Genomic DNA, 19,510 nt, shown 5'->3' with positions numbered 1-19,510 from the left:
TTCCGTCGTCCGGGCGGGCGTCTCCCCCGTCGTCCGGGCGGGCGTCCCCCACGTCCTCCCGGAGGGGGTCTCCCCGGCCGTCCGGGTGGGCGGCTCTCCCGGCATGTGGGAAGCACGACACGGGGTTTGGCCGGTGAAGGGGTCGTCGGAGGCATTCCCTTCTGGTTCAATAGGGATATGGCCATCACACAGAACGACACCGCGACGGGTCGTCACGACCTCGAGCCGTTCTGGCCTTCCCGGCAGCACCACGACTTCGACCGGGTGTGTTGCCGCGCGAGGAACGCGTCGGCCCTCTAAAGCCCCGATCGGTACGGTCCGATCCACGGCCTTCGGCCGACGCGCACGACGTACGACTCCTGTCCGTCCGTTTCTCCGCGCGAAAGAGCTGACCTCTCATGGCCCACACCCAGAGTGCTTCCCTCACGGCCGTCCGTCCCGGCCGTCACCGACTCCGCGCCGTCGACCCCAACGAGGTCGTCGACTTCGCCCAGGTCGCGGACTTCCTGCCGCCCGGCGCCACCCTGCTGCCCGCTCCCCCGCACACCCTTCCCACGCTGCCGGGGCGCCCGCCGATGGTCGGCTACCTCGTGCTCGTGCCGGCCGATCAGCAGCCGCGCCAGCCCGTCGCCGCCCCCGTGCCCGCGCCCGTCGCCGCCCCGGTGGAGGAGCAGGGACCGGTGGCCATCGACGGTGTGCAGCGGATCGCCGTCGTGGACGGGCAGGCGCTGGACCTGACGTATCTGGAGTTCGAGCTGCTGGCCCATCTCGTGGCCAACCCCCACCGGGTGCACACCCGCGACCAGTTGGTCACCACGGTGTGGGGATACGGGCACGTCGGCGACGGCCGTACGGTCGACGTGCACGTGGCCCGGCTGCGCCGCAAGCTGGGCGCCGAGCACCGCCACACGATCCAGACCGTGCGGCGGGTCGGCTACAAGTACACGCCCTGATCAGGCGGTTCGGCCGGAGTCGGCCGTTCGCGACTTCGCCCTCACCCTGGCCACCAGCGCCAGGGTGAGGTCCACGGCCAGGAACAGCAGCAGGCTGAGACCCAGCAGCGGGACGAACCACGCCACCGACGCCGTGACCGCGAGCAGCGGCAGCAGCATCGTGACCGGGATCTTCCGCCACGCCCCTCGCGCCACCGGGCGGCCCGGTCGGCGCAGCCACCACATGCGGTAGCCCCAGACGATCAGCAGGATCAGCGCGAGCGCGAGGACCGCGAGGGCGAGCTGGTTGAACAGGCCGAGGAACACGCCGGTGTGCCCGTCGATGCCTATCCGGGTGAGCTTCGCGAGCAGCGGGTAGTCCGCGAAGGCGAGCCGGTCGAGGACCGCGCCGTCCGCCGGGTCGAGGGCGACCGAGTCGAGCTCCAGCGGGAACTGGGTGTCGGTCTCCTTGACCACGTACCCCTTGCCCTCGGACGGCAGGACCAGCGAGATCCTCGGGCTGTCGATGCCGGCCGCGCGGGCCGCCTCCAGCGCCTTGTCGAGGCCGATGTCCGGGCCCTGCGCGGTGGAGCCGCCGGTGTGGGCGCCGCCGTGTCCCTCGTGCTCCGAGGAGCCGCCGGCCGCGGCGTCGCCGACGGTCGCGGTGAGGGTGGGGGTCGCGCCGCCGAGACCGTCCTGGACGACGCCGATGTTCTCGCCCGCGTACCGCGACCAGGTCAGGCCCGTCGCCGAGAGCAGGACGAGTCCGGTCACCGCCCACAGGCCGACCGAGCCGTGCCAGGACAGCGTCCGGCGGCGGGAGGCGGGGCCGCCCTCGGGTACGAACAGGGCGCGGCGGTTCTTCCGGCGTCGGCCGAGCCAGAGCAGCAGACCGCCGAGCGCGACGACCCACAGCCAGCTCGCGGCCAGCTCGCTGTAGTTGCGGCCGGTCTCACCGAGGTGCAGATCGCGGTGCAGACCGTCGATCCAGGTGCGCAGCGGAAGGGCGCCGGAGCTGCCGTAGCTGGGCAGCTGCCCGCGTACGTCCCCGGTGTACGGGTCGACGAAGACGGCCAGCGAGGTGTCCTCGGGGACGTCCGGGTCGGCCATCAGGACCCGGGTGGTCGCGCCGGGTTCGGCGCCGGGCCAGACGGCGGTGACGGTGCCGTTCGGGTTGACCTCGCGGGCGATGTCCACCTGCCGGGAGAGCGGCAGGGTCGTCTCGCCGACGGGGACCTCCAGCTCGTGCGCGTACACCACCTTCTCGGCCTGGAAGGAGAGCGCGTACAGCAGGCCGCTGGCGGCGGCGACGAGGAGGAAGGGGGCGACGAGGACACCCGCGTAGAAGTGGAGGCGCAGGACGAGGGGGCGCAGGGCGCTCCATGCCGTGGGCTTCGCGGGGCTCGCGGGGCTGGTGGGGCTCTCGGAGCCGGCCTGGGTGGCGGGCTCGGTGTTCTCCGACGGTGGCGCCTCGGACGTGTCCGGGCGTGCGGGATCGTCGATGGTCATGGCTGTGACTGTCCTTGGAGTCGGTGCAGACAGGGGGAAGGGACCCCCGGGTCAGACGTGTGCTCCGAGGGTCGTGGCGCGGGGTGCGGACAGCCGGGGCGGGCCGCGCCGGGAGAGGGTGTGCGCGAGGACGACGGTGTGCGGCCGGTGGGCGTTCCGCCGGGCCCTGCGGACAGGGCGGCGGGGGGCGTCGGGGACCCGCACGCGCGCGAAGAGCAGGCGCAGGGGGGTGAAGGCGTACGCGAGGGCGGCCCGGGCCAGCGTGAAGAACGCGGCCTCGCCGTGGGCCAGCCAGAGACCGCAGAGCAGCGCGGCGAGGAGGTGGGCGGCGAGCATGCCGATGCCGGAGCCCGTCCCCGTGCCCATGACCATGGTCATGACCGCGTCCGCGTCCGTGCCCGAGCCCACACCCGTGGCCGAGGGGTCGGCGGGCGGGTCGGTCATGGCGCTCATGCCGTGCGTCCCGGCCATGCCGTGCATGCCGTACCCGCCTGACGCGCCGTGCGTGCCGGTCGCCGACGCCGGGTGACCCGTGTCCCCCGCGTGGGATCCGGCCATCGCGAAGACCGCGTGCAGCGCGCCCTGGAGGCCGAACAGCGCCCCCGCGATCGTCGGCCCGTTCCGCCGTCGGCCGGCGGCGGCCCACGCGACGGCCGCCGTCAGGGCGAACGCGCCGAGCAGGGCCAGGGCCGGCAGCCGATGCGCAGACATGGACGAATGCCCCACGGCGGCCAAGGTCACGCACACCACCGCGAACAGGGCGGCTCGCAAGGCGCGCAGGGGCGACCGGGCATTCGTCATCGCCCGCCATGGTGTCATCCGGCCACTCGGAGCACGAGAGGCCCTCCCCGTCCGATCGCACTTCAGCCAAGTCGGTGACGTTCCGCCGGGGTTCCCTCCGGCGTTCCTCCCGTGGCGGAATCCTCCGGGAGCGGAAAGCCCTGGCCCCTCGGGGTGCGGTCCCGCACGCTCTGATCATGAAACTTCTGATGCTCGGTGGTACGGAGTTCGTGGGTCGCGCGGTCGTCGAGGCGGCGCTCGACCGCGGGTGGGAGGTGACCGTCTTCCACCGCGGCCGGCACGCGCCGCCGGCCGGGGTCACCTCGCTGATCGGTGACCGCACGACCGGTCCGGAGGGTCTCGCCGCCCTCGCCACAGGCTCCTGGGACGTCGTCGTGGACACCTGGTCGGCGGCTCCCTCCGCGGTACGGGACGCGGCGCGGCTGCTCGCCGACCGGGTCGGCCGGTTCGCCTATGTGTCGAGCCGTTCCGTGTACGCGTGGCCGGCCGCCGCCGGACTCGCGGAGGACGGCCCGCTGGTGGAGGGCTCGCCAGACGACGGCGAGGTGCCGTACGCCGAGGCCAAGCGGGGTGGCGAGCTCGCCGCGACGGCCGCCTTCGGAGCGGACCGGACGCTGTCCGTCCGCGCCGGACTCATCATCGGGCCGTACGAGAACGTGGGCCGGCTCCCCTGGTGGCTCGGCCGGATCGCGCAGGGCGGACCGGTGCTCGCGCCCGGGCCCGCCACGCTGCCGATCCAGTACATCGACGTCCGCGACCTGGCCGAGTGGACGCTCGACGCGGTGGCCGCCGGGCTCTCCGGGCCGTACAACCTCGTCTCGCCGCCCGGCCACGCGACCATGGGCGAGCTGCTCGACGCGTGCGTCCGGGCCACCGGCTCGGACGCCGAGCTCCGCTGGGCGGAGCCGGAGGCGCTGCTCGCGGCCGGGGCGGCACCGTGGTCGGAGCTGCCGGTGTGGCTGCCGCCGGGCGAGATGTTCGACGCGATGTACACCGCCGACGTGTCCCGGGCCGTCGCGGCCGGGCTGCGCTGCCGGTCCGCGGCGGAGACGGTCGCGGACACCTGGACGTGGCTGGACTCGCTCGGCGGCACCGCGCCGCAGCGGCCGGACCGTCCCCAGGTCGGCCTCTCGCCTGAGCGGGAGGCGGAGGTGGTGGCCGCGCTCGGCGGGTAACGCCGACCGGTCGGCGCGGGGTGACGGGCAGGCAGATCCGGCACGGGGCGACGATCCCGCCGGACCTGCCCGAACCGGGACGATCCATTACGGTCGACTCGAACGCGCACGAACCGGAGGAGTCGACCGTCATGCCCGCCATCCCCGCCACCTCCGTCGCCAACCTCCGCGATCTCGGCGGCCTGCCGCTCGGTGCCGGGAGTTCCGTCCGCCCCGGCCTCGTCCTGCGCTCCGCGCATCTCGACCGGCTGGACCCCGCCGAGCCCGCCGTGGCCCGCCTGGGCATCCGTACGGTCGTCGACCTCCGTACGGACAGCGAGCGCGGCACCCGGCCCGACCGGCTTCCCGAGGGCGCGCGCCTGCTCGTCGCGGACGTGCTCGCCGACCATCTGGCCATCAGCGGCCTGCCGCCCGCCGCCCGGCTGAAGGAGCTGCTCTCCGACCCGGCGCTCGCCGAGGAACACCTCGGCGGGGGCCAGGTCCGGTCGGCCTTCGCCCGTACGTACCGGACCTTCGTCTCCGGTGACGCCGCCCGCGCCGCCTACCGTGCCCTGCTCACCGAACTGGGTGCCCGGGACGCCGGGCCGCTGCTCTTCCACTGCTCGGCCGGAAAGGACCGGACGGGATGGGCGGCGACGGTCGTCCTGTCGCTGCTCGGCGCGGACGACGAGACGGTTCGGGAGGAGTATCTGTCGGTCAACACGGCGGTACGGCAGGCGTTCGCGCCCATGATCGAGGGCTTCATCACCCAGGGCGGCAACCCCGACCTCGCGCTCGATCTGATCGGGGTCCTCCCGGAGTACCTGGACGCGGCACTCGACGAGGTGGCGGTCCGGCACGGGTCGATGGAGAAGTACGTACGGGAGGGGCTGGGCGTCCCGGACGAGGTGACGGCGCGGATGCGCGAGCGACTGACGGAAGGCCACGGAGGCCTGACGGACGGGTGACGGGCCCGGGGTGAGCGAGTGCCGGGGGCGGGGCGAGCCGGTGACGGGCCGGGGGTGAGCGGGGGCCGGGACCGGGGCGGGGCGGGACCGAGGCGGGGCGGCGGCGGGTGGACCGCTGTCCCTCGACGCGGTCCGGGGCCGCCTTCCGTGCGCCCCCGGGACCGGGGTGACCATCGGAAGAATCGCTCGTTCTGCTGAACGTGAGCACCAAGGATCTCGTTCCCTCGCCCGTGGGCCCCGTCGACGTCGAGCAGGCCGAGGCGGCGCTCGTCGAGCGCTATCCGCGTCTCGTCCGCATCGCGTATCTCGTGCTGCCTCCGTCGCTCGGCCGCAACCGCCGGGTCCTGACCGCGCACGCGCTCGTCCAGCGCTCGCTGCCGCGCCGCCGGGTCCCCGGTCCGGCCGTGCCGCAGCCGCGGCTCGCCGAGGACGCGGTCGATCCCGGCTACGCCTTCGTCCGGGGTGAGGTGCTGCGGCAGGCGCTCGTCGCGGGGCTGCCGCTGCGACGGCTCGCCCTCCCTCGCCGGGCGCAGTTCCCGCCGCTGCTCCCGCACGTGTGGGGGCTGCGGCTGTTCCCCCGGGTCGGCGGCGCCGACGAACTCGCCCTCGACCAGCGGCTGTCCCGCCTCTCCGGCCCCGGCCGCGCGGCGTACGTCCTCCGGGGCCTGGAGCGCCAGGGCGACGCCGAGGTCCTGCGGGTGCTGGCCGCGGCGGGGGTGGAGGACCCGGCGTCGGCCCTCTCGGAGGCGGACGCGGCGGACGCGATGGACTCTCCGGACGGAGCGGGCGGGACTGTCGGAACGCAGGGGGGTCCGACCGCTCCCGTATCCGGCGCCCGCGCCGAGGACGGGTACGGCCGTACCGAACGCGTCGGCGAGCGGGGCGGACCGCGACGCGACGGCGGGGACCGCGGTCGGCACGGCGCCGGCCCGGGACCGAGTGGCGACCCGGGCGCCGTCGGGGCCGACGGCCGGGCCGGCTCCGGTCCCGCGCGTCGGGACGGCCGCGCCGACCGAGTGGGCGAACAGGGCCGGCAGGGCCGGCCCGGGCAGCGCGACGGAACCGGAAGCGTGGGTGAAGCGACCGGGCGCGGCGGCGACGGCGGCGGAACGGCCGGCCCCGGTGGTTCGCGCGCCCGTCGGGACCCCGGGCACGGAGTCGACGGCTCCGGCGGCCCGCCCGGGCCGCTGCCGGGCGGTGGGGCCCCGGGGTCCTTCGATCCCGGGCGCCGGCGGAGCGGTGTCGCCCTGCTCGAGTCCGACGAGTTCGATCCCTGCGCCCTTCAGGCCCGGCCCACCGATCTCATCCGGCGGCGGCAGCACGCACGCGCCGCGCTCGTCGCCCTCGCCGCGCTTCTCGTGTGCGGGGCGCTGCTCGGGCTGCCCGGGGACGGATGGGGCAGAAACGGTGCTGCGGCGCCCTCGTACGCCCGTAACCCCGCCGCCGAGGCCGCCCTCGACCCCGGGGCGCTCAAGCGGGTCGCCCCGGCCGTCTGGACCGGTTCCACCCGGCAGGACTTCTCCGTGTGGCCCGCGCGTGGCGGGCTCACCGGGGACGGCGCGCTGCTGCGGCGGGCGCTCGCCGTGTGGGCGCGGCCCGGTGCCTCGGTGCACTCCTCCGCGACGCCCGGGACACCCGTGGGTCCGCCGATGGGGCCGCCCCAGCTGCTCTTCGCCGGTGTCGTCGACGGAGCCCGGGTGGTGCTCCTCCACGACGGGCTGCGGGCGGTGCGGTACGCGGAGCCGGTGGAGGGCGCGGCGGGCGCCGCGCTCGACTTCGCCCGGACGGACGGCGCCGACACGGTCGGTTCGGCGGCGCTCGTCCTGTCCCGTGCGGCGGGGAACGTGCGGTATCTGACGGCGCCCTGGGTGGCGGAGACCGCCGTACGGGATCTCCTCGCGCCCGGCAAGGCGCCCCGTCCGCTCGCGCGGGACGCCGGCGGGGTGACCGACCCGATGCCGAGTCCGGCGCTCGCGAGGAGCTGCACGCGCTGGAACGCCCTTCAGGTGGGGGACGGTTCGGGGCAGCGGCTTCTCGCCGATCTCGGCGAGCTGGCCCCCGCCCGGCTGCTGTGGGGCCCGCCGGCCGCCCCGGTGGACGCCACGGGGCAGGAGGCGCGGGAGGCCTGGGCGCGGACCGCGTGCCAGTTGACGGCCGTACGGGCGCACGGGGTGCGCTCGGTGAACGCCTGGCGGTTCGCCCGGCAGGCGCTGCCCGAGGGTGCCGGGCGGGGCACCTGGCTCTGCACGCGTGCGGAGACCTGGCGGGGCACGGGCAGCCGGACCCTCGCCCAGTTCCTGGTCCCGTCGCCCGGTGTGCCCGCGGCGCTCGCGGCCCGCTCCGAGGGTTCGCCCGCGTGCGGGGTGCGGGATCCCCGGGTCCTGGCGGGTGTCCTGTGGCAGGCGCCGGGCGGCGGCTGGTACGTCCTGGCGGCGGGCAGTCCGGACTTCGCCTCCCTGGAGACCTCGGGCGGGGTGAAGGGCCGGTCCGACGGCCCGGTCCTCGCGGTGCGGGCGGCGGCGGGGGCGCGGGCCGATCTGAACGGCGTCCTGCGGGACGGAAGGCGGGTGGGCGCCCTCAGGTGACCCCCGGGGGGCCGGGGCCGGGGTGGAGCGGCCCACCCACCGGCCCCGGCCCCGTCCCCACTCGCCCACCGCCCATCACCCACCTCCCACCGCTCACCACCCACCGCCCAAAAACACCGTGCACAGACCCTGTCGCCGTCGCCTACCCCTCAGTACATTGACGGCATGTCTAATACGCAGCCCGCACCGGTGGCGTCGGAGCACGTCGAACTCAAGGCCCGCAAGGTCTCCTTCGACTGGGACGCGACCCCGCTCCACTGGGTACCCGGCGATCCCTTCACCACGCACACCATCAACGTGCTGCACCTGCTGCTCCCGGCCGGCGAGCGCTGGTTCGTGCACGTCTACAAGCAGGCGCTGCCGTACATCACCGACGACCGGCTCCGCGCGGACGTCATCGGCTTCATCGGCCAGGAGGCCGTCCACTCCCAGGCCCACGACGACGTCCTCCCGCACCTCAGGGAGCAGGGCCTCGACCCCACCCCGTACACCGCGCAGGTCGACTGGTTCTTCGAGAAGCTCCTCGGGGACCGGACCCTGCCGCCGGGCCGGCCGCGCCGCTGGTGGCTGATGGAGCGGGTCGCGATGATCGCCGCGATCGAGCACTACACCGCCTTCCTCGGCAACTGGGTGCTCAACGCCGACGAGCTCGACCGGGTCGGCGCCGACCCCACCATGCTCGATCTGCTGCGCTGGCACGGCGCGGAGGAGGTCGAGCACCGCTCGGTCGCCTTCGAGCTCTTCATGCACCTCGACGGCGGCTACCGGCGCCGCGCCCGCACCTGGGCGCTGGCCTTCTCCGCGCTCGTCTTCCTCTGGCAGCGGGGCGTCCGCTTCTTCATGGAGAACGACCCGAGCCTCCTCGACGGCAAGGCCTCCTTCGGCCAGTTCGTCCGCAAGGGCCGGCAGGGCGTACTGCCCTCCACCCCGGACATGCTGCGCTCGATACCCCGCTACCTCAGCCGCGCCTACCACCCCTCCCAGGAGGGTGACACCGCGCAGGCGATGGCCTACCTGGCCTCCTCCCCCGGCGCCAACGGAGGTCACTGATGCCCCGGTTCACCACCGTCGCCCTGGTCGCCGGGGCCGCGCTGCTCGTCCGCCGCGCCGTCCGCAGCCGGATGACCACCGCCCCGCTGTGGCCCCTGCCCGCCCTGGACGAGCCCGTGTCCGGGTACGGCCGGGGCAGCACGGTCCCCCGCAAGGTCGTGGTGACCGGGCGCGCCACTCCCGCCGAGGGTGTCGTCGAACTCCGCCTGGAAGGGACCGGGTTGCCCTCCTGGCAGCCCGGCGCCCATGTCGACCTCGTCCTGCCCTCCGGCCTCGTGCGGCAGTACTCGCTCTGCGGCGACCCGGCCGACACCGCCTCGTACACCGTCGCGACCCGGCTGATCGAGGCCGGGCAGGGCGGCCGGGGCGGCTCGCGCGAGGTCCACGACCGGCTCCGGGAGGGCGTGGAGATCGAGATCCGGGGGCCGCGCAATCGCTTCCCGCTGGTCGCCGCGCCCTCGTACGTCTTCGTCGCCGGAGGCATCGGCATCACCCCGGTCCTGCCGATGCTGCGTGCCGCCGAGGCGGCCGGGGCGGACTGGCGGCTCGTGTACTGCGGGCGGAGCCGGGCCACCATGCCGTATCTGGACGAGATCGAGGCGCTGGGCGGAGGCGACCGCGTGTCCGTCGTCGCCGAGGACGTGTCCGGCTTCCCCGATCTGGGCTTCCTCGCCCACGTACCGGCCGAGACCCTGGTCTACTGCTGCGGTCCCGAGGGGCTGATGGACGCCGTGACGGCGGCGATGCCGGAGGGCCGGGCCCCGCGCCTGGAGCGCTTCTCGGCCGCCGCGACGACCGGGGGCACCGCCTTCGAGGTCGAACTGCGCCGCTCCGGACGCACGGTGCAGGTGGCCGCCGACCGGTCGGTCCTCGCGGCGGTCCGCGAGGAGCTCCCGGGCATCACGTACTCCTGCCGGCAGGGCTTCTGCGGGACCTGCCGACAGCGGGTCCTGGAGGGGGAGATCGACCACCGGGACGAGCTGCTCACCGACGCCGAGCGGGGCGACTCGATGCTGATCTGCGTCTCGCGCTGCGCGGGAAAGCGGCTCGTCCTCGACCTCTGACCCCCTACGGCAGGACCAGCCAGTCCAGGGCGAGCGCGGCGAGGAGACCGCTCACCAGGAGCCAGGTGCCGAGCCGGGTACGGCCGTTGCGGGAGAGCTCGATCACGATCCCGCAGAGGATCATGGCGAGGCCGTACACGCCGACGACGAGGACGGACGTCCGGCTCGCGAGGCGGACCAGCAGGACGACGGCCATCGCCACGAGGAGCACGGAGGCGGCGGCGACGCGCAGTCGCCGCGCCTGCTTCGGCGTGAGCCCTGCCGTGGGCGCCTCCTCCTCGGCGTCCTCGGCGTCTTCCTCGTCCCCGTCGTCCTCGGCGTCCGCGTCGCCGTCGCCCCTGTCGTCCGCGTCGAGTTCATCGGGTTCGTCGGCCTCGTCGGGCTCGCCGGAGGTGTCTGCGGAGGTCTCTTCGCGGGTCTCGTCGGCCTCGGGGGCCTCAGGGGCCTCCGGGGCCTTGGCGGCCTGGGTGTCCTGGTCGGAAGCGCTCATGGAGCAGGAGCGTAACCGACCCCGTTAGGCTGTTCGTATGACGACCGGGGTACGCCGCAGGATGGGCGTCGAGGAGCGCAAGCAGCAGCTGATCGGGGTTGCCCTCGAACTCTTCAGCCACCGCTCTCCCGACGAGGTGTCCATCGACGAGATCGCCGCGGCCGCGGGGATCTCGCGGCCGCTGGTCTACCACTACTTCCCCGGCAAGCAGAGCCTCTACGAGGCCGCGCTGCGGAGGGCCGCCGACGAGCTCGCGGCCCGGTTCGTCGAGCCCCCGCAGGGTCCGCTCGGGGCGCGGCTGTTGCGGGTGATGGGCCGGTTCTTCGACTTCGTGGACGACCACGGCCCCGGGTTCGCGGCGCTGATGCGGGGCGGCCCCGCGGTGGGTTCGTCCACGACGAACGCGATGATCGACGAGGTGCGGCTCGCCGCGTACGTGCAGATCCTCGCCCATCTGGGGGTCGACAAGCCGTCCGCCCGGCTGGAGTTGGTCGTCCGTTCCTGGGTCTCGCTCGCCGAGTCGACGGCGCTGATCTGGCTGGACGGCCGCCGGGTGCCGCGCGCCGAGCTGGAGCTGCAGCTCGTGCACGACTTCGCGGCGCTCGCCGCGGTGAGTGCGGCGTACGACCCGGACATGGCGGAGATCCTGGTCGGCATCCTCGCGGACGAGCCGGCCGACGGCCCCTTCGGGGAGCTGGTGGCCCGGCTCGTCGCGCTGGTGCCCGCGGTCTCCCCCGAGGCGCCCTCCGTGCCCGATCAGCGCTTGCGGTAGGACGATTCGAGGTCGCGGACCTCGACGGAGAGCCGGACGTTCTCGGTCGCCTTGACGTACTTCGGCAGCAGGTCGAGGACGGCCTTCGAGAGCCGCGCCTTGGTGTCGTCCGTGCGGCCGAAGAGCAGGGCGATCTCGACGTGCACGAGGACGTCCTCGGCGGCGCCGTCGCCGACGACGGTCTCCTCGACCTCGCGGAAGCGGGTCTTGCAGGCGTCCAGCTCGGTGTTCACGGCCTCGACGACCAGCGGGTGCAGGGCGAGCGCGAAGCCGCGCCGGTCGAGGGGCGCGGAGTAGTCCACGGTGATCTGCGGCATGAGGTCACTCCCGGGGAAACGGATGTCTGGCCCTACCTTTACGGTGATCGCCATGACCACACAAGTGACCTTCCGGCAGGCGGACGACGGCGATCTGGACCTTCTGGTGGGACTGTTCGACGGGGCGGCCGCCTGGATGGTGCGGAACGGGATCGACCAGTGGAAGCCGGGCGGGAAGGGCGCCGAGCACTTCCGGGCGCGCGTCGCCGACGGCGAGGTGTGGCTGGCGTCCCAGGGGGACCGGGTCGTCGGCGCGTACGAGCTGTGGTGGGAGGACCGGGAGGTCTGGGGGCCGCAGCCGCCGGTGGCGGGGTACGTGCACCGGCTGATGACCGACCGGGAGGCGGCGCCCGCCGGGGCCGGGCGGGTGCTGCTCGCGCACGCGGAGGAGCGGATCGCCGCCTCGGGCCGGACGTTGGCCCGGCTGGACTGCGAGACGCTCAATCCGCGCCTGGGGACGTACTACGAGGGCGCCGGGTACACGGCCCTCGCGCCGCTCCTGGAGAAGGCCGGCCCCGACGGCCGCCGGTACACGGTGACGCTGATGGAGAAGCGTCTGGCGTGACGCCCATGGCGAAGGCCCCGGCGTGACGGGGATGTCACGCCGGGGCCCTGGTCCGCCCGCGACCGGCTCGCCGGTCGGCGGTCGGCTCGTGGTCGGCTCGCGGTCAGCTCGTGGTCTTGAAGACCGCCACCGTCCGCGCCGGGACCGTGAAGGTGCCGGAACCGGCTTCGTAGGAGGCCGACTTCACGACGCTGTCGGAGCCCGACGCCTGCACGGGATGCAGGACGTACGAGGAGCCCGCCGACTCGGCGACCTTCTGCGCGGTGCGCTCCGGGCTCGCGTTGAGGACGACGACCAGGTCGCCCAGGCGCATCGTGATCACGCCCGGGGTCTCCTCACGGCCGGAGAGCGGGAAGGACAGGCTGTTCTGCACCTGCCCGGCGGTGGCCAGGGAGAACGCCGGCTCGGTCGTACGGATCTTCTGCAGGTCGCGGTACGCGGCGGAGGCTCCGTCGATCTGCCCGCAGCCGACCGTGAGGGCCGGGTTCACGAGCAGCGGCTTGCCGTAGGACCACTTGGCCTTGTTGTCGGCGGCCGGCGGAAGGCCGCGGCCGAAACCGTTGCCGTCCGCGCAGTCCCAGTGGATCGCGTTGTACCAGTCGCCGCTGTCGTACGAGTTGCGGTCGAGGGACTTGGAGCGCAGCAGGTCCGAGCCCGCCTGGGAGAGCGCCGGGCCCTGGGAGAGGGTGGCGGTCGCCATCGCGAGGACCTGCATCCGGGCGCGTTCGGCGGGGGTGGTGCTCGCCGGGAGCTTGAAGGCGAGCGCGTCGTAGAGGGACTCGTTGTCGTGGGCGTCGGCGTAGGCGAGGGCATCGCCCGGGGCGGCCGCGTAGCCCGCCGGGGCGCCGTTGTAGTCGACCTGGCTGCCCTTGACCGTACGGCCGGAGGTGTCGGTGAAGGTGTAGTCGGCGAGGTTGCCGGTCAGGCCCACCTTGATCAGGTCCTGGTAGTGGAGGAGCCGGGCCTTCTGCTGCTCGGGGGTGCCGTTGGCGGTGGAGGTGTTGGGGTCGGTGAAGAGTCCGGAGGCGAAGCCCTGGACTCCGGGGTCCTCGTCGAAGGGGCCGCCGCCGCGGACGGCGTCGCGGGCCCGGTCGGAGAAGGTGGCGATGCCGGTGCCGGCCATGTTCTTCTGGGTGGCCTGGACGAAGCGGGCGTCGTCGGCGATCTCGCCGAAGTTCCAGCCCTCGCCGTAGAGGACGACGGCCTTGCCGTCGACGCCGTCCTTGGCGACGGTGAGGGCGTCGAGGGCCTTGCGGACGGCGAGGATGTTCTCCTTGGGGTGGTGGCCCATGAGGTCGAAGCGGAAGCCGTCGACCTTGTAGTCCTTGGCCCAGGTGACGACGGAGTCGACGACGAGCTTGCCCATCATCGCTTTCTCCGGCGCGGTGTTGGCGCAGCAGGTCGAGGTGGCGACGGAGCCGTCTGCCTGGAGGCGCTGGTAGTAGCCGGGCACGATCCGGTCGAGGACGGACTTGTCGGACTGTCCGGCGGCGACGGTGTGGTTGTAGACGACGTCCATGACGGTGCGCAGGCCGTCGCCGTTGAGGGCCTGGACCATCTGCCGGAACTCGACCGTGCGGCGGGTGCCTTCGGGGTCGGTGGCGTAGGAGCCCTCGGGGACGGTGTAGTGCAGGGGGTCGTAGCCCCAGTTGTAGGCGTCCTTGGCCGCGGCGGCGGTGACGCAGGCCTGCTGCTCCTCGGAGTCGGGGGCGTAGACCTCGATGTCGCAGGCGGGCGTGGTCTGTCCGGACTTCTTCTCGGGGATGGTGCCGATGTCGAAGGCCGGGAGGAGGTGGACGTAGGAGGTGCCGGAGGCGGCGAGTGCCTTCAGGTGCTGCGAGCCCTTGCTCCCCTTGTCGGTGAAGGCGAGGTAGGTGCCCCGGTGATCGGCGCGGGCCGTCGGGTCCGCGACCGAGAAGTCGCGGATGTGGAGTTCCTGGATCTGGGCGTCGCGCAGCGGCACTGCGGCCGGCTTGCGCAGGGTCTTCCAGCCCTTGGGGGCGAGCCGGGTGTCGTCGAGGTCGACGGCGAGGCTGCGGGCGGAGTCGGTGGTGAGGGCGGTGGAGTAGGGGTCGGTGACCTTGTTGGTGACGACCTTCTGGACGGTGGGGGCCCAGACCTTCACCGCGTACCGGTACGGCTTGCCCGTCCAGGACTTCGGTCCGGTGACGGACCAGACGCCGGAGCTGTCGTCGCGGCGCATGGGCACGGCCCGGCCGTCGAGTTCGAGGTCGACGTCCTGGGCGGTGGGGGCCCATACGGAGAGGGTGACCCTGCCGTCGCGGAAGACGGGGCCGAGGGCTGCGCCGGTCGCCTTCTTCGCGTACAGGTCGTCGAGGACGCCGGCGGTCTGGACGCCGGTCGCGGCGAGCAGGGCGCCGTTGGCGGCGCGCTGGGTGGCGATCAGCTGGCCGCGCAGGGAGTCGCGGACGCGGTCGGTGTCGCGGGGGTCGACGGTGAAGGCCGGGTACTCCGCGAGGTGGGGGTACTTCGTCCGCTGGGCGTCGGTGAGCTCGGTCCGGTTGAGCCGGAGCCACTGGCCCTCGGTGTTCAGGGCGCCGTCGGTGACGGTGATCCCGCCGTCCTCGGCGTGGACGAGCTGCTGGCTGGTGGAGTCGTTGGCCTTGACCTTCCAGACGACCGTGTCACGGTCGATCCACTGGGCCTCGGCCTTGCCGAGGTCGAGGCTGGGGGTGCCGCCCGCGGTGGGGAGGAGGTACTTCGGCTGTCCGCCGAGCATCCAGACCTCGTGGCCGAGTCCGGCCAGGTCGAGGGACTGGTCGGTGGGGAGGTCCTTCTCGTCGCCCTTGTGGAGGATGTACGAGAGGGAGCTCGCGCCCTCGGTGAGCGGGACCTCGTAGACGGCGCCGTAGGCGTCGAAGCGGACCGGCATCAGCGGCTTGGACCAGTCGGTGGGCTGGGCGGCGCCGGTCCAGGTGTGGAGGCCCCAGCCGTCGTAGTTCCCGTCGGCGCGCTGGTAGTGGAGGACGGCCTTGGTCTTGTCCTGCGGCGGGGCGGCGGGGGCGGTGTCGGACTGTCCGTCCTGGCCCTGGGTGATCCAGACCTCGCCGGTGCGGCCGAGGTTGACGCTGCGCTGCGGGCCGTCGGCGGTGCCGTTCTTCTCGACGGTGTACGGGACGCTGGACGCGCCTTCGGGGACCTTGACCCAGGCGAAGGCCCCGTGGGCGTCGCGGCCGGTGAACGCGGCCTCCTGGCCGGCGCCCTTCAGGGTCCAGCCGTCGTAGTTCCCGTCCTCGCGCCGGTAGTGGACGACGGCGTGGGTGCGCTCGACGGCGACCGGCTTCTCGGGTGCGGGGACCTGTCCGGCGGTGGTGGCGGCGGTGGCGCTCGCGGTGCGGCCGGTGCTGTCGACGACGACGGCCTTGTAGCGCAGGGCGGTGCCGGCGGGGGCGGTCACGTGCTGGGTGACCTTGTAGGGGGCGTGGTCGGCGGTGCCGAGGGTCTGCCAGCGGCCGTTGCCGGTCTGGGCGGCGAAGACGACCCGGTTGAGGCCGCCGCCGGTGACGTCGGCGGTGAGCTCGACGGTGCCGGTGGCTCCGGCCGCGGGGGCCTTCAGGGTGACGGCGGGCCCGGTGGTGGGCGTCGAAAGGGGCTTGTCGGCCTTGAGGACCAGGGAGGAGAGGGCCGGGACGGTCACGGTGACCTTGCCGTTCGCGGCGGCCACGGCACCCTGGCTCCCGTACAGGGCGCGGAAGTTCGCCGAGTCGACGGGGACGGTGACGGTCTTCGCGGTGGTGGCGCTGTTGGTGGCGACGAGGTACTCGGTGCGCGTCTTCGCGTCCGTACGGGAGAAGGCGTAGACGGAGCCCTCGGCGTACCGTTCCTGCTGGACGCCGTCGCGGAGGGCCGGGTTGTCCCGGGTCAGCTTCGACAGGGCGGCGACGGACCTGTACAGCGGGTGCGTGGTGTCGTACGCGTCGCTTGCGTGGGTGCGGTCGGTGCCGAGCTGGTCGTCGTCGAGGTAGTCGGCGGCCTGTGCTGCGAAGAGGGGCTGGCGGGCGTCCTTGTCGCCGCCGGCCCCGGTGAAGCCCTGCTCGTCGCCGGAGTAGATCACCGGGTTGCCGCGGGAGAGGAACATCAGCTCGTTGGCGAGCGTGGCGCGGCGGACGAGTTCGGCGTCGGAGGCGTTCGGGTTGTCCTGCTTGAGGAAGGTCCCGATGCGGCCCATGTCGTGGTTGCCGAGGAAGGTGACCTGCTCGTAGGCGTTGGCCTTGTCGGTGGTGTACCGGTAGTCGTCGGCGAAGACCCTGGCGAGGCGGTCGGCTCCGGAGCCCTGGGAGGCGAAGGCGCGGGCCGCGTCCTGGAAGGGGAAGTCGAGCGTGGCGTCGAGCCGGCCCCGGGTGACGTAGGGGGCGGTGACGGTGGTGTCGGCGGAGTAGACCTCGCCGAACATGAAGAAGTCCTCGCGGCCCTGCTTCTTGGCGTAGTCGTCGAGGGCGGTGGCCCACTGGGTCCAGAAGTCCAGATCGACGTGCTTGACGGTGTCGATGCGGAAACCGTCGATCTTGAAGTCGCGGACCCACTTCTCATAGATCTTCTTCATGCCCTCGACGACTTCGGGGCGCTCGGTCCACAGGTCGTCGAGGCCGACGAAGTCGCCGTACTCGGCGGATTCCCCGGCCCAGGTGGAGTCGCCCCGGTTGTGGTACATCGTCGGGTCGTTGAGCCAGGACGGGACCTTGGTGTCCGCCTTCTCGGCCTTCTGGACGGGGGTGTACGGGAAGGAGCCGGCGTCGACCTTCCCGAGGGCGGCCCGGTCGTCGAAGGGACGGCCGTCCTTGTCGAGGTACGGGTAGGCGCCCTTGGGGCGGTAGCCGTACTTCTTCTCGGCGTAGTCGACGGTGTCGGCGGTGTGGTTGGTGATGACGTCGAAGAAGACCTTCATGCCCTTGGCGTGGGCGGCGGCTATCAGCCTCTCCAGGTCCGCGTTGGTCCCGAAGTGCGGGTCGACCTGGGTGAAGTCGGTGATCCAGTAGCCGTGGTAGCCGGCGGAGGCGTCCTTCCCCTCCCCCTGCACGGGCCGGTTCTTGAAGATCGGCGCCATCCAGATGGCGGTGGTGCCGAGGCCCTTGATGTAGTCGAGCCGCTCCGTGAGGCCCTTGAGGTCGCCGCCCTGGTAGAAGCCCTTGTCGGTGGGGTCGAAGCCGGTCTGGGTCCGGCTGCCGGTGAGGCCGCCCCGGTCGTTGGAGGTGTCCCCGTTGGCGAAGCGGTCGGGCAGGACGAAGTAGAACTGCTCGCGGGTGAGGTCCTGTCGGGCGGGCTCGGCAGCGAGCGCCCGGTCGGAGGGCGGGGCGGGGGGCCTGGGCGCGGCGGCCGCGGGGACTGCGGGCACGAGGGCGGCGCACAGGGCGGCGGCCAGCGCGACCGCCGTTCTCTTGCGTGTCACGGGGGTGCTCCCTGGAGGAGGGACGGGGGTACGGGTGGGAGGGCCGCCCCATGTGGGGGGGGGCGGCCCTGGTGGAGAGGGAGGGTCAGCTGCGGAAGGTGTCGTTCAGGACGATCTGTCCGGAGGCGGGGACGGTCGCGGTGCGGTTGGCGCCGGACTCCCAGGTGACGTTTCCGGCGGCGTCCTTGCGGATGTACTTGTACTCGAAGGCCGTTCCGGCGGGCAGGCCGACGGTGAGCTTCCAGACGGGGTACGTGGCCGGGTCGAGCTTCAGGGCGGCGGCCGGGGACCAGTTGCCGAGCTCGGCGCGGTTGCCGGTGACGTAGATGTTCTGGCCGACCACGGTGGTGGCGGTGGCGTTGAAGGAGGCGCCCGCGGTGGCGGGCGGCGTGGTCGGCGGGGTCGTCGTCGGCGGTGTGGTCGGGGTGGTGCCGCCACCGCAGTTCGTCGCGTTCACGTGCAGGGCCACGGCGGTGTTGGCGCCGAGGGTGGCGGTGAACTGGCCGGACGAGTTCACCGTCACGGCGGTGTTCGACTGGACGTCGCAGTAGGCGCCGCCGGGCAGGGAGGTCTGGAAGGTGCGGGTGAGCGCCGAGGACTCGTGGTTGATGGCCACGTACGCCTTGGAGCCGCGGCCGAACGCGATCGCGTTGTTGCCGTTGTCCCACCAGCCGGTGACGGCCTGGCCGCGCGCGGTGTTGCGGAAGGCGACCATGGAGGAGATCTCGCGCCAGGCGTGCTGGCACTTCCAGCCGTCGGTGTAACAGGCGTTCACCTGGCCGCCGTTGGGCGGTCCCGCGTCCTTGTCGGTCCACTCGTAGCCGGAGTGGACGTCCGGGGCGCCGTAGGGCCAGGCGAGCGCGAAGACGGAGGCGAGGGTGTAGTTCGCGCCGTCCTTGTAGGAGAGGGTGTCGCCGCCGCGCTCGGTGTCGTGGTTGTCGACGAAGACGCCGGACTGGCCGGAGGGCATGTAGCCCCAGGCCTCGCCGAAGTTCTTGAGGTGGGCGAGCTTCTCGTTCTGCAGGACGCGCTTGAGGTCGCGGGCGTAGCGGAACTCCTGGACGTCCCCGCTGCCGAGGTACTCGCTCGGGGAGACGGCCTCGCCGGCGCCGTGGATGGCCTCCAGCTTCCAGTACACGCCCGGGTTGGTGAGCCGCGACTTGATGTTGGCGAGGTCGGCGGCCGGCATGTGCTTGGCGGCGTCGACACGGAAGCCGTCGACGCCGAGGGAGAGCAGGTCGTTGAGGTAGCCGGCTATCTTCCCGCGGACGTACTCCTCGCCGGTGTCGAGGTCGGGGAGCTGGACCAGTTCGCAGTTCTGGACGTTGCCCCGGTCCTGGTAGTTGGAGATCGTCGCGCGGCAGTCGTCCATGTCGGCGCCGGAGTACAGGCCCGGGTAGTCGTACTTGGAGAACGGGGTCCCGCCCGTTCCCGTACCGGAGCCGTTCGCCATGTGGTTGATGACGGAGTCGGCGACGACCTTGACGCCGGCCGCGTGACAGGTGTCGATCATGTTCTTGAAGGCGGTGCGGTCACCGAGGCGTCCGGCGATCTTGTAGCTGACGGGCTGGTACGAGGTCCACCACTGGCCGCCCTGGAGGTGTTCCTGGGGCGGGGAGACCTGGACGTATCCGTATCCGGCGGGACCGAGGCGGTCGGTGCATTCCCGGGCGACCGAGGCGAAGTTCCACTCGAACATCACCGCGGTGACGTCCTTCTCGCCGGGCGGGGCGGCCTGCGCCGGGGCGTTTCCCGTGACGGCCACAGCGGCGGCTCCCGCCACGAGGGCGAGTGCAGCGGCCACGGTTTTTCTGGCCATGAATTCCTCCTGCTGACTTCACTGTCGCAAGAAGTTGCCGAAAACTTCAGCAACTGTTTTCAGCCGTGACCGTACGA

Annotated in this window: 14 protein-coding genes; 8 read left to right on the top strand and 6 right to left on the bottom strand. The window is 73.1% G+C overall.

The features are described 5' to 3' along the window. Window positions 1-398: 398 nt before the first annotated feature. Window positions 399-953, top strand: coding sequence for a winged helix-turn-helix domain-containing protein (locus IE311_RS30210; protein ID WP_189835024.1), 555 nt, complete (start codon window positions 399-401; stop codon window positions 951-953). Here IE311_RS30210 and IE311_RS30205 read toward each other — a convergent pair whose 3' ends face one another. Further along, the gene (locus tag IE311_RS30205) at window positions 954-2,441 is read right to left on the bottom strand and encodes a PepSY-associated TM helix domain-containing protein (protein ID WP_189835023.1); all 1,488 of its coding nucleotides are present in this window, start codon (window positions 2,439-2,441) and stop codon (window positions 954-956) included. A 51-nt stretch (window positions 2,442-2,492) separates the two neighbouring features. Beyond that, window positions 2,493-3,152, bottom strand: a complete 660-nt coding sequence (locus tag IE311_RS30200; RefSeq protein ID WP_229902256.1) for a hypothetical protein — start codon at window positions 3,150-3,152, stop codon at window positions 2,493-2,495. A 266-nt stretch (window positions 3,153-3,418) separates the two neighbouring features. Here IE311_RS30200 and IE311_RS30195 point away from each other — a divergent pair, with 266 nt between their 5' ends. From IE311_RS30195 to IE311_RS30175, 5 genes are all read left to right on the top strand, one after another. Next, window positions 3,419-4,417, top strand: a complete 999-nt coding sequence (locus tag IE311_RS30195) for an NAD-dependent epimerase/dehydratase family protein (RefSeq protein WP_189835021.1) — start codon at window positions 3,419-3,421, stop codon at window positions 4,415-4,417. A gap of 131 nt (window positions 4,418-4,548) precedes the next feature. Then, window positions 4,549-5,364 (top strand): tyrosine-protein phosphatase, encoded by an 816-nt coding sequence (locus tag IE311_RS30190; RefSeq protein ID WP_189835020.1) that lies wholly within the window; start codon window positions 4,549-4,551, stop codon window positions 5,362-5,364. A 200-nt stretch (window positions 5,365-5,564) separates the two neighbouring features. Further along, a complete protein-coding gene (locus IE311_RS30185; protein ID WP_189835019.1) occupies window positions 5,565-7,949 on the top strand; it encodes a hypothetical protein in 2,385 nt (794 codons plus the stop codon). A 165-nt stretch (window positions 7,950-8,114) separates the two neighbouring features. Further along, window positions 8,115-8,999: a metal-dependent hydrolase gene (locus tag IE311_RS30180; protein WP_189835018.1), complete on the top strand. Its 885-nt coding sequence runs from the start codon at window positions 8,115-8,117 to the stop codon at window positions 8,997-8,999. Beyond that, window positions 8,999-10,063, top strand: coding sequence for a PDR/VanB family oxidoreductase (locus tag IE311_RS30175; RefSeq protein ID WP_189835017.1), 1,065 nt, complete (start codon window positions 8,999-9,001; stop codon window positions 10,061-10,063). The genes IE311_RS30180 and IE311_RS30175 overlap by 1 nt, the downstream gene beginning before the upstream one ends. A gap of 4 nt (window positions 10,064-10,067) precedes the next feature. Here the strand turns inward: IE311_RS30175 and IE311_RS30170 are convergent, their stop codons facing one another. Beyond that, entirely contained in the window at window positions 10,068-10,553 is a 486-nt protein-coding gene (locus tag IE311_RS30170; RefSeq protein ID WP_189835016.1) for a hypothetical protein, read from the bottom strand. 37 nt (window positions 10,554-10,590) lie between these two features. On the opposite strand from IE311_RS30170, the gene IE311_RS30165 reads away from it, so the two are divergent. Beyond that, entirely contained in the window at window positions 10,591-11,325 is a 735-nt protein-coding gene (locus tag IE311_RS30165) for a TetR/AcrR family transcriptional regulator (protein WP_189835015.1), read from the top strand. Here the strand turns inward: IE311_RS30165 and IE311_RS30160 are convergent. After that, a complete protein-coding gene (locus IE311_RS30160) occupies window positions 11,310-11,642 on the bottom strand; it encodes a 5-carboxymethyl-2-hydroxymuconate Delta-isomerase (RefSeq protein ID WP_189835014.1) in 333 nt (110 codons plus the stop codon). The genes IE311_RS30165 and IE311_RS30160 overlap by 16 nt on opposite strands. A 52-nt stretch (window positions 11,643-11,694) precedes the next feature. On the opposite strand from IE311_RS30160, the gene IE311_RS30155 reads away from it, so the two are divergent. Next, window positions 11,695-12,207, top strand: coding sequence for a GNAT family N-acetyltransferase (locus IE311_RS30155; RefSeq protein ID WP_229902255.1), 513 nt, complete (start codon window positions 11,695-11,697; stop codon window positions 12,205-12,207). Window positions 12,208-12,310: 103 nt separating this feature from the next. Here IE311_RS30155 and pulA read toward each other — a convergent pair whose 3' ends face one another. Further along, a complete protein-coding gene (gene pulA, locus IE311_RS30150; RefSeq protein ID WP_189835012.1) occupies window positions 12,311-17,614 on the bottom strand; it encodes a pullulanase-type alpha-1,6-glucosidase in 5,304 nt (1,767 codons plus the stop codon). A gap of 85 nt (window positions 17,615-17,699) precedes the next feature. Beyond that, entirely contained in the window at window positions 17,700-19,433 is a 1,734-nt protein-coding gene (locus tag IE311_RS30145; protein WP_189835011.1) for a carbohydrate-binding module family 20 domain-containing protein, read from the bottom strand. Window positions 19,434-19,510: the final 77 nt, after the last annotated feature.

The sequence above is a fragment of the Streptomyces zaomyceticus genome, from assembly GCF_014656215.1.
Classification (GTDB): domain Bacteria; phylum Actinomycetota; class Actinomycetes; order Streptomycetales; family Streptomycetaceae; genus Streptomyces; species Streptomyces zaomyceticus.
The sequence above is the reverse complement of the archived record's forward strand: the minus strand, read 5'-3'. Positions and strand labels throughout refer to the sequence as shown.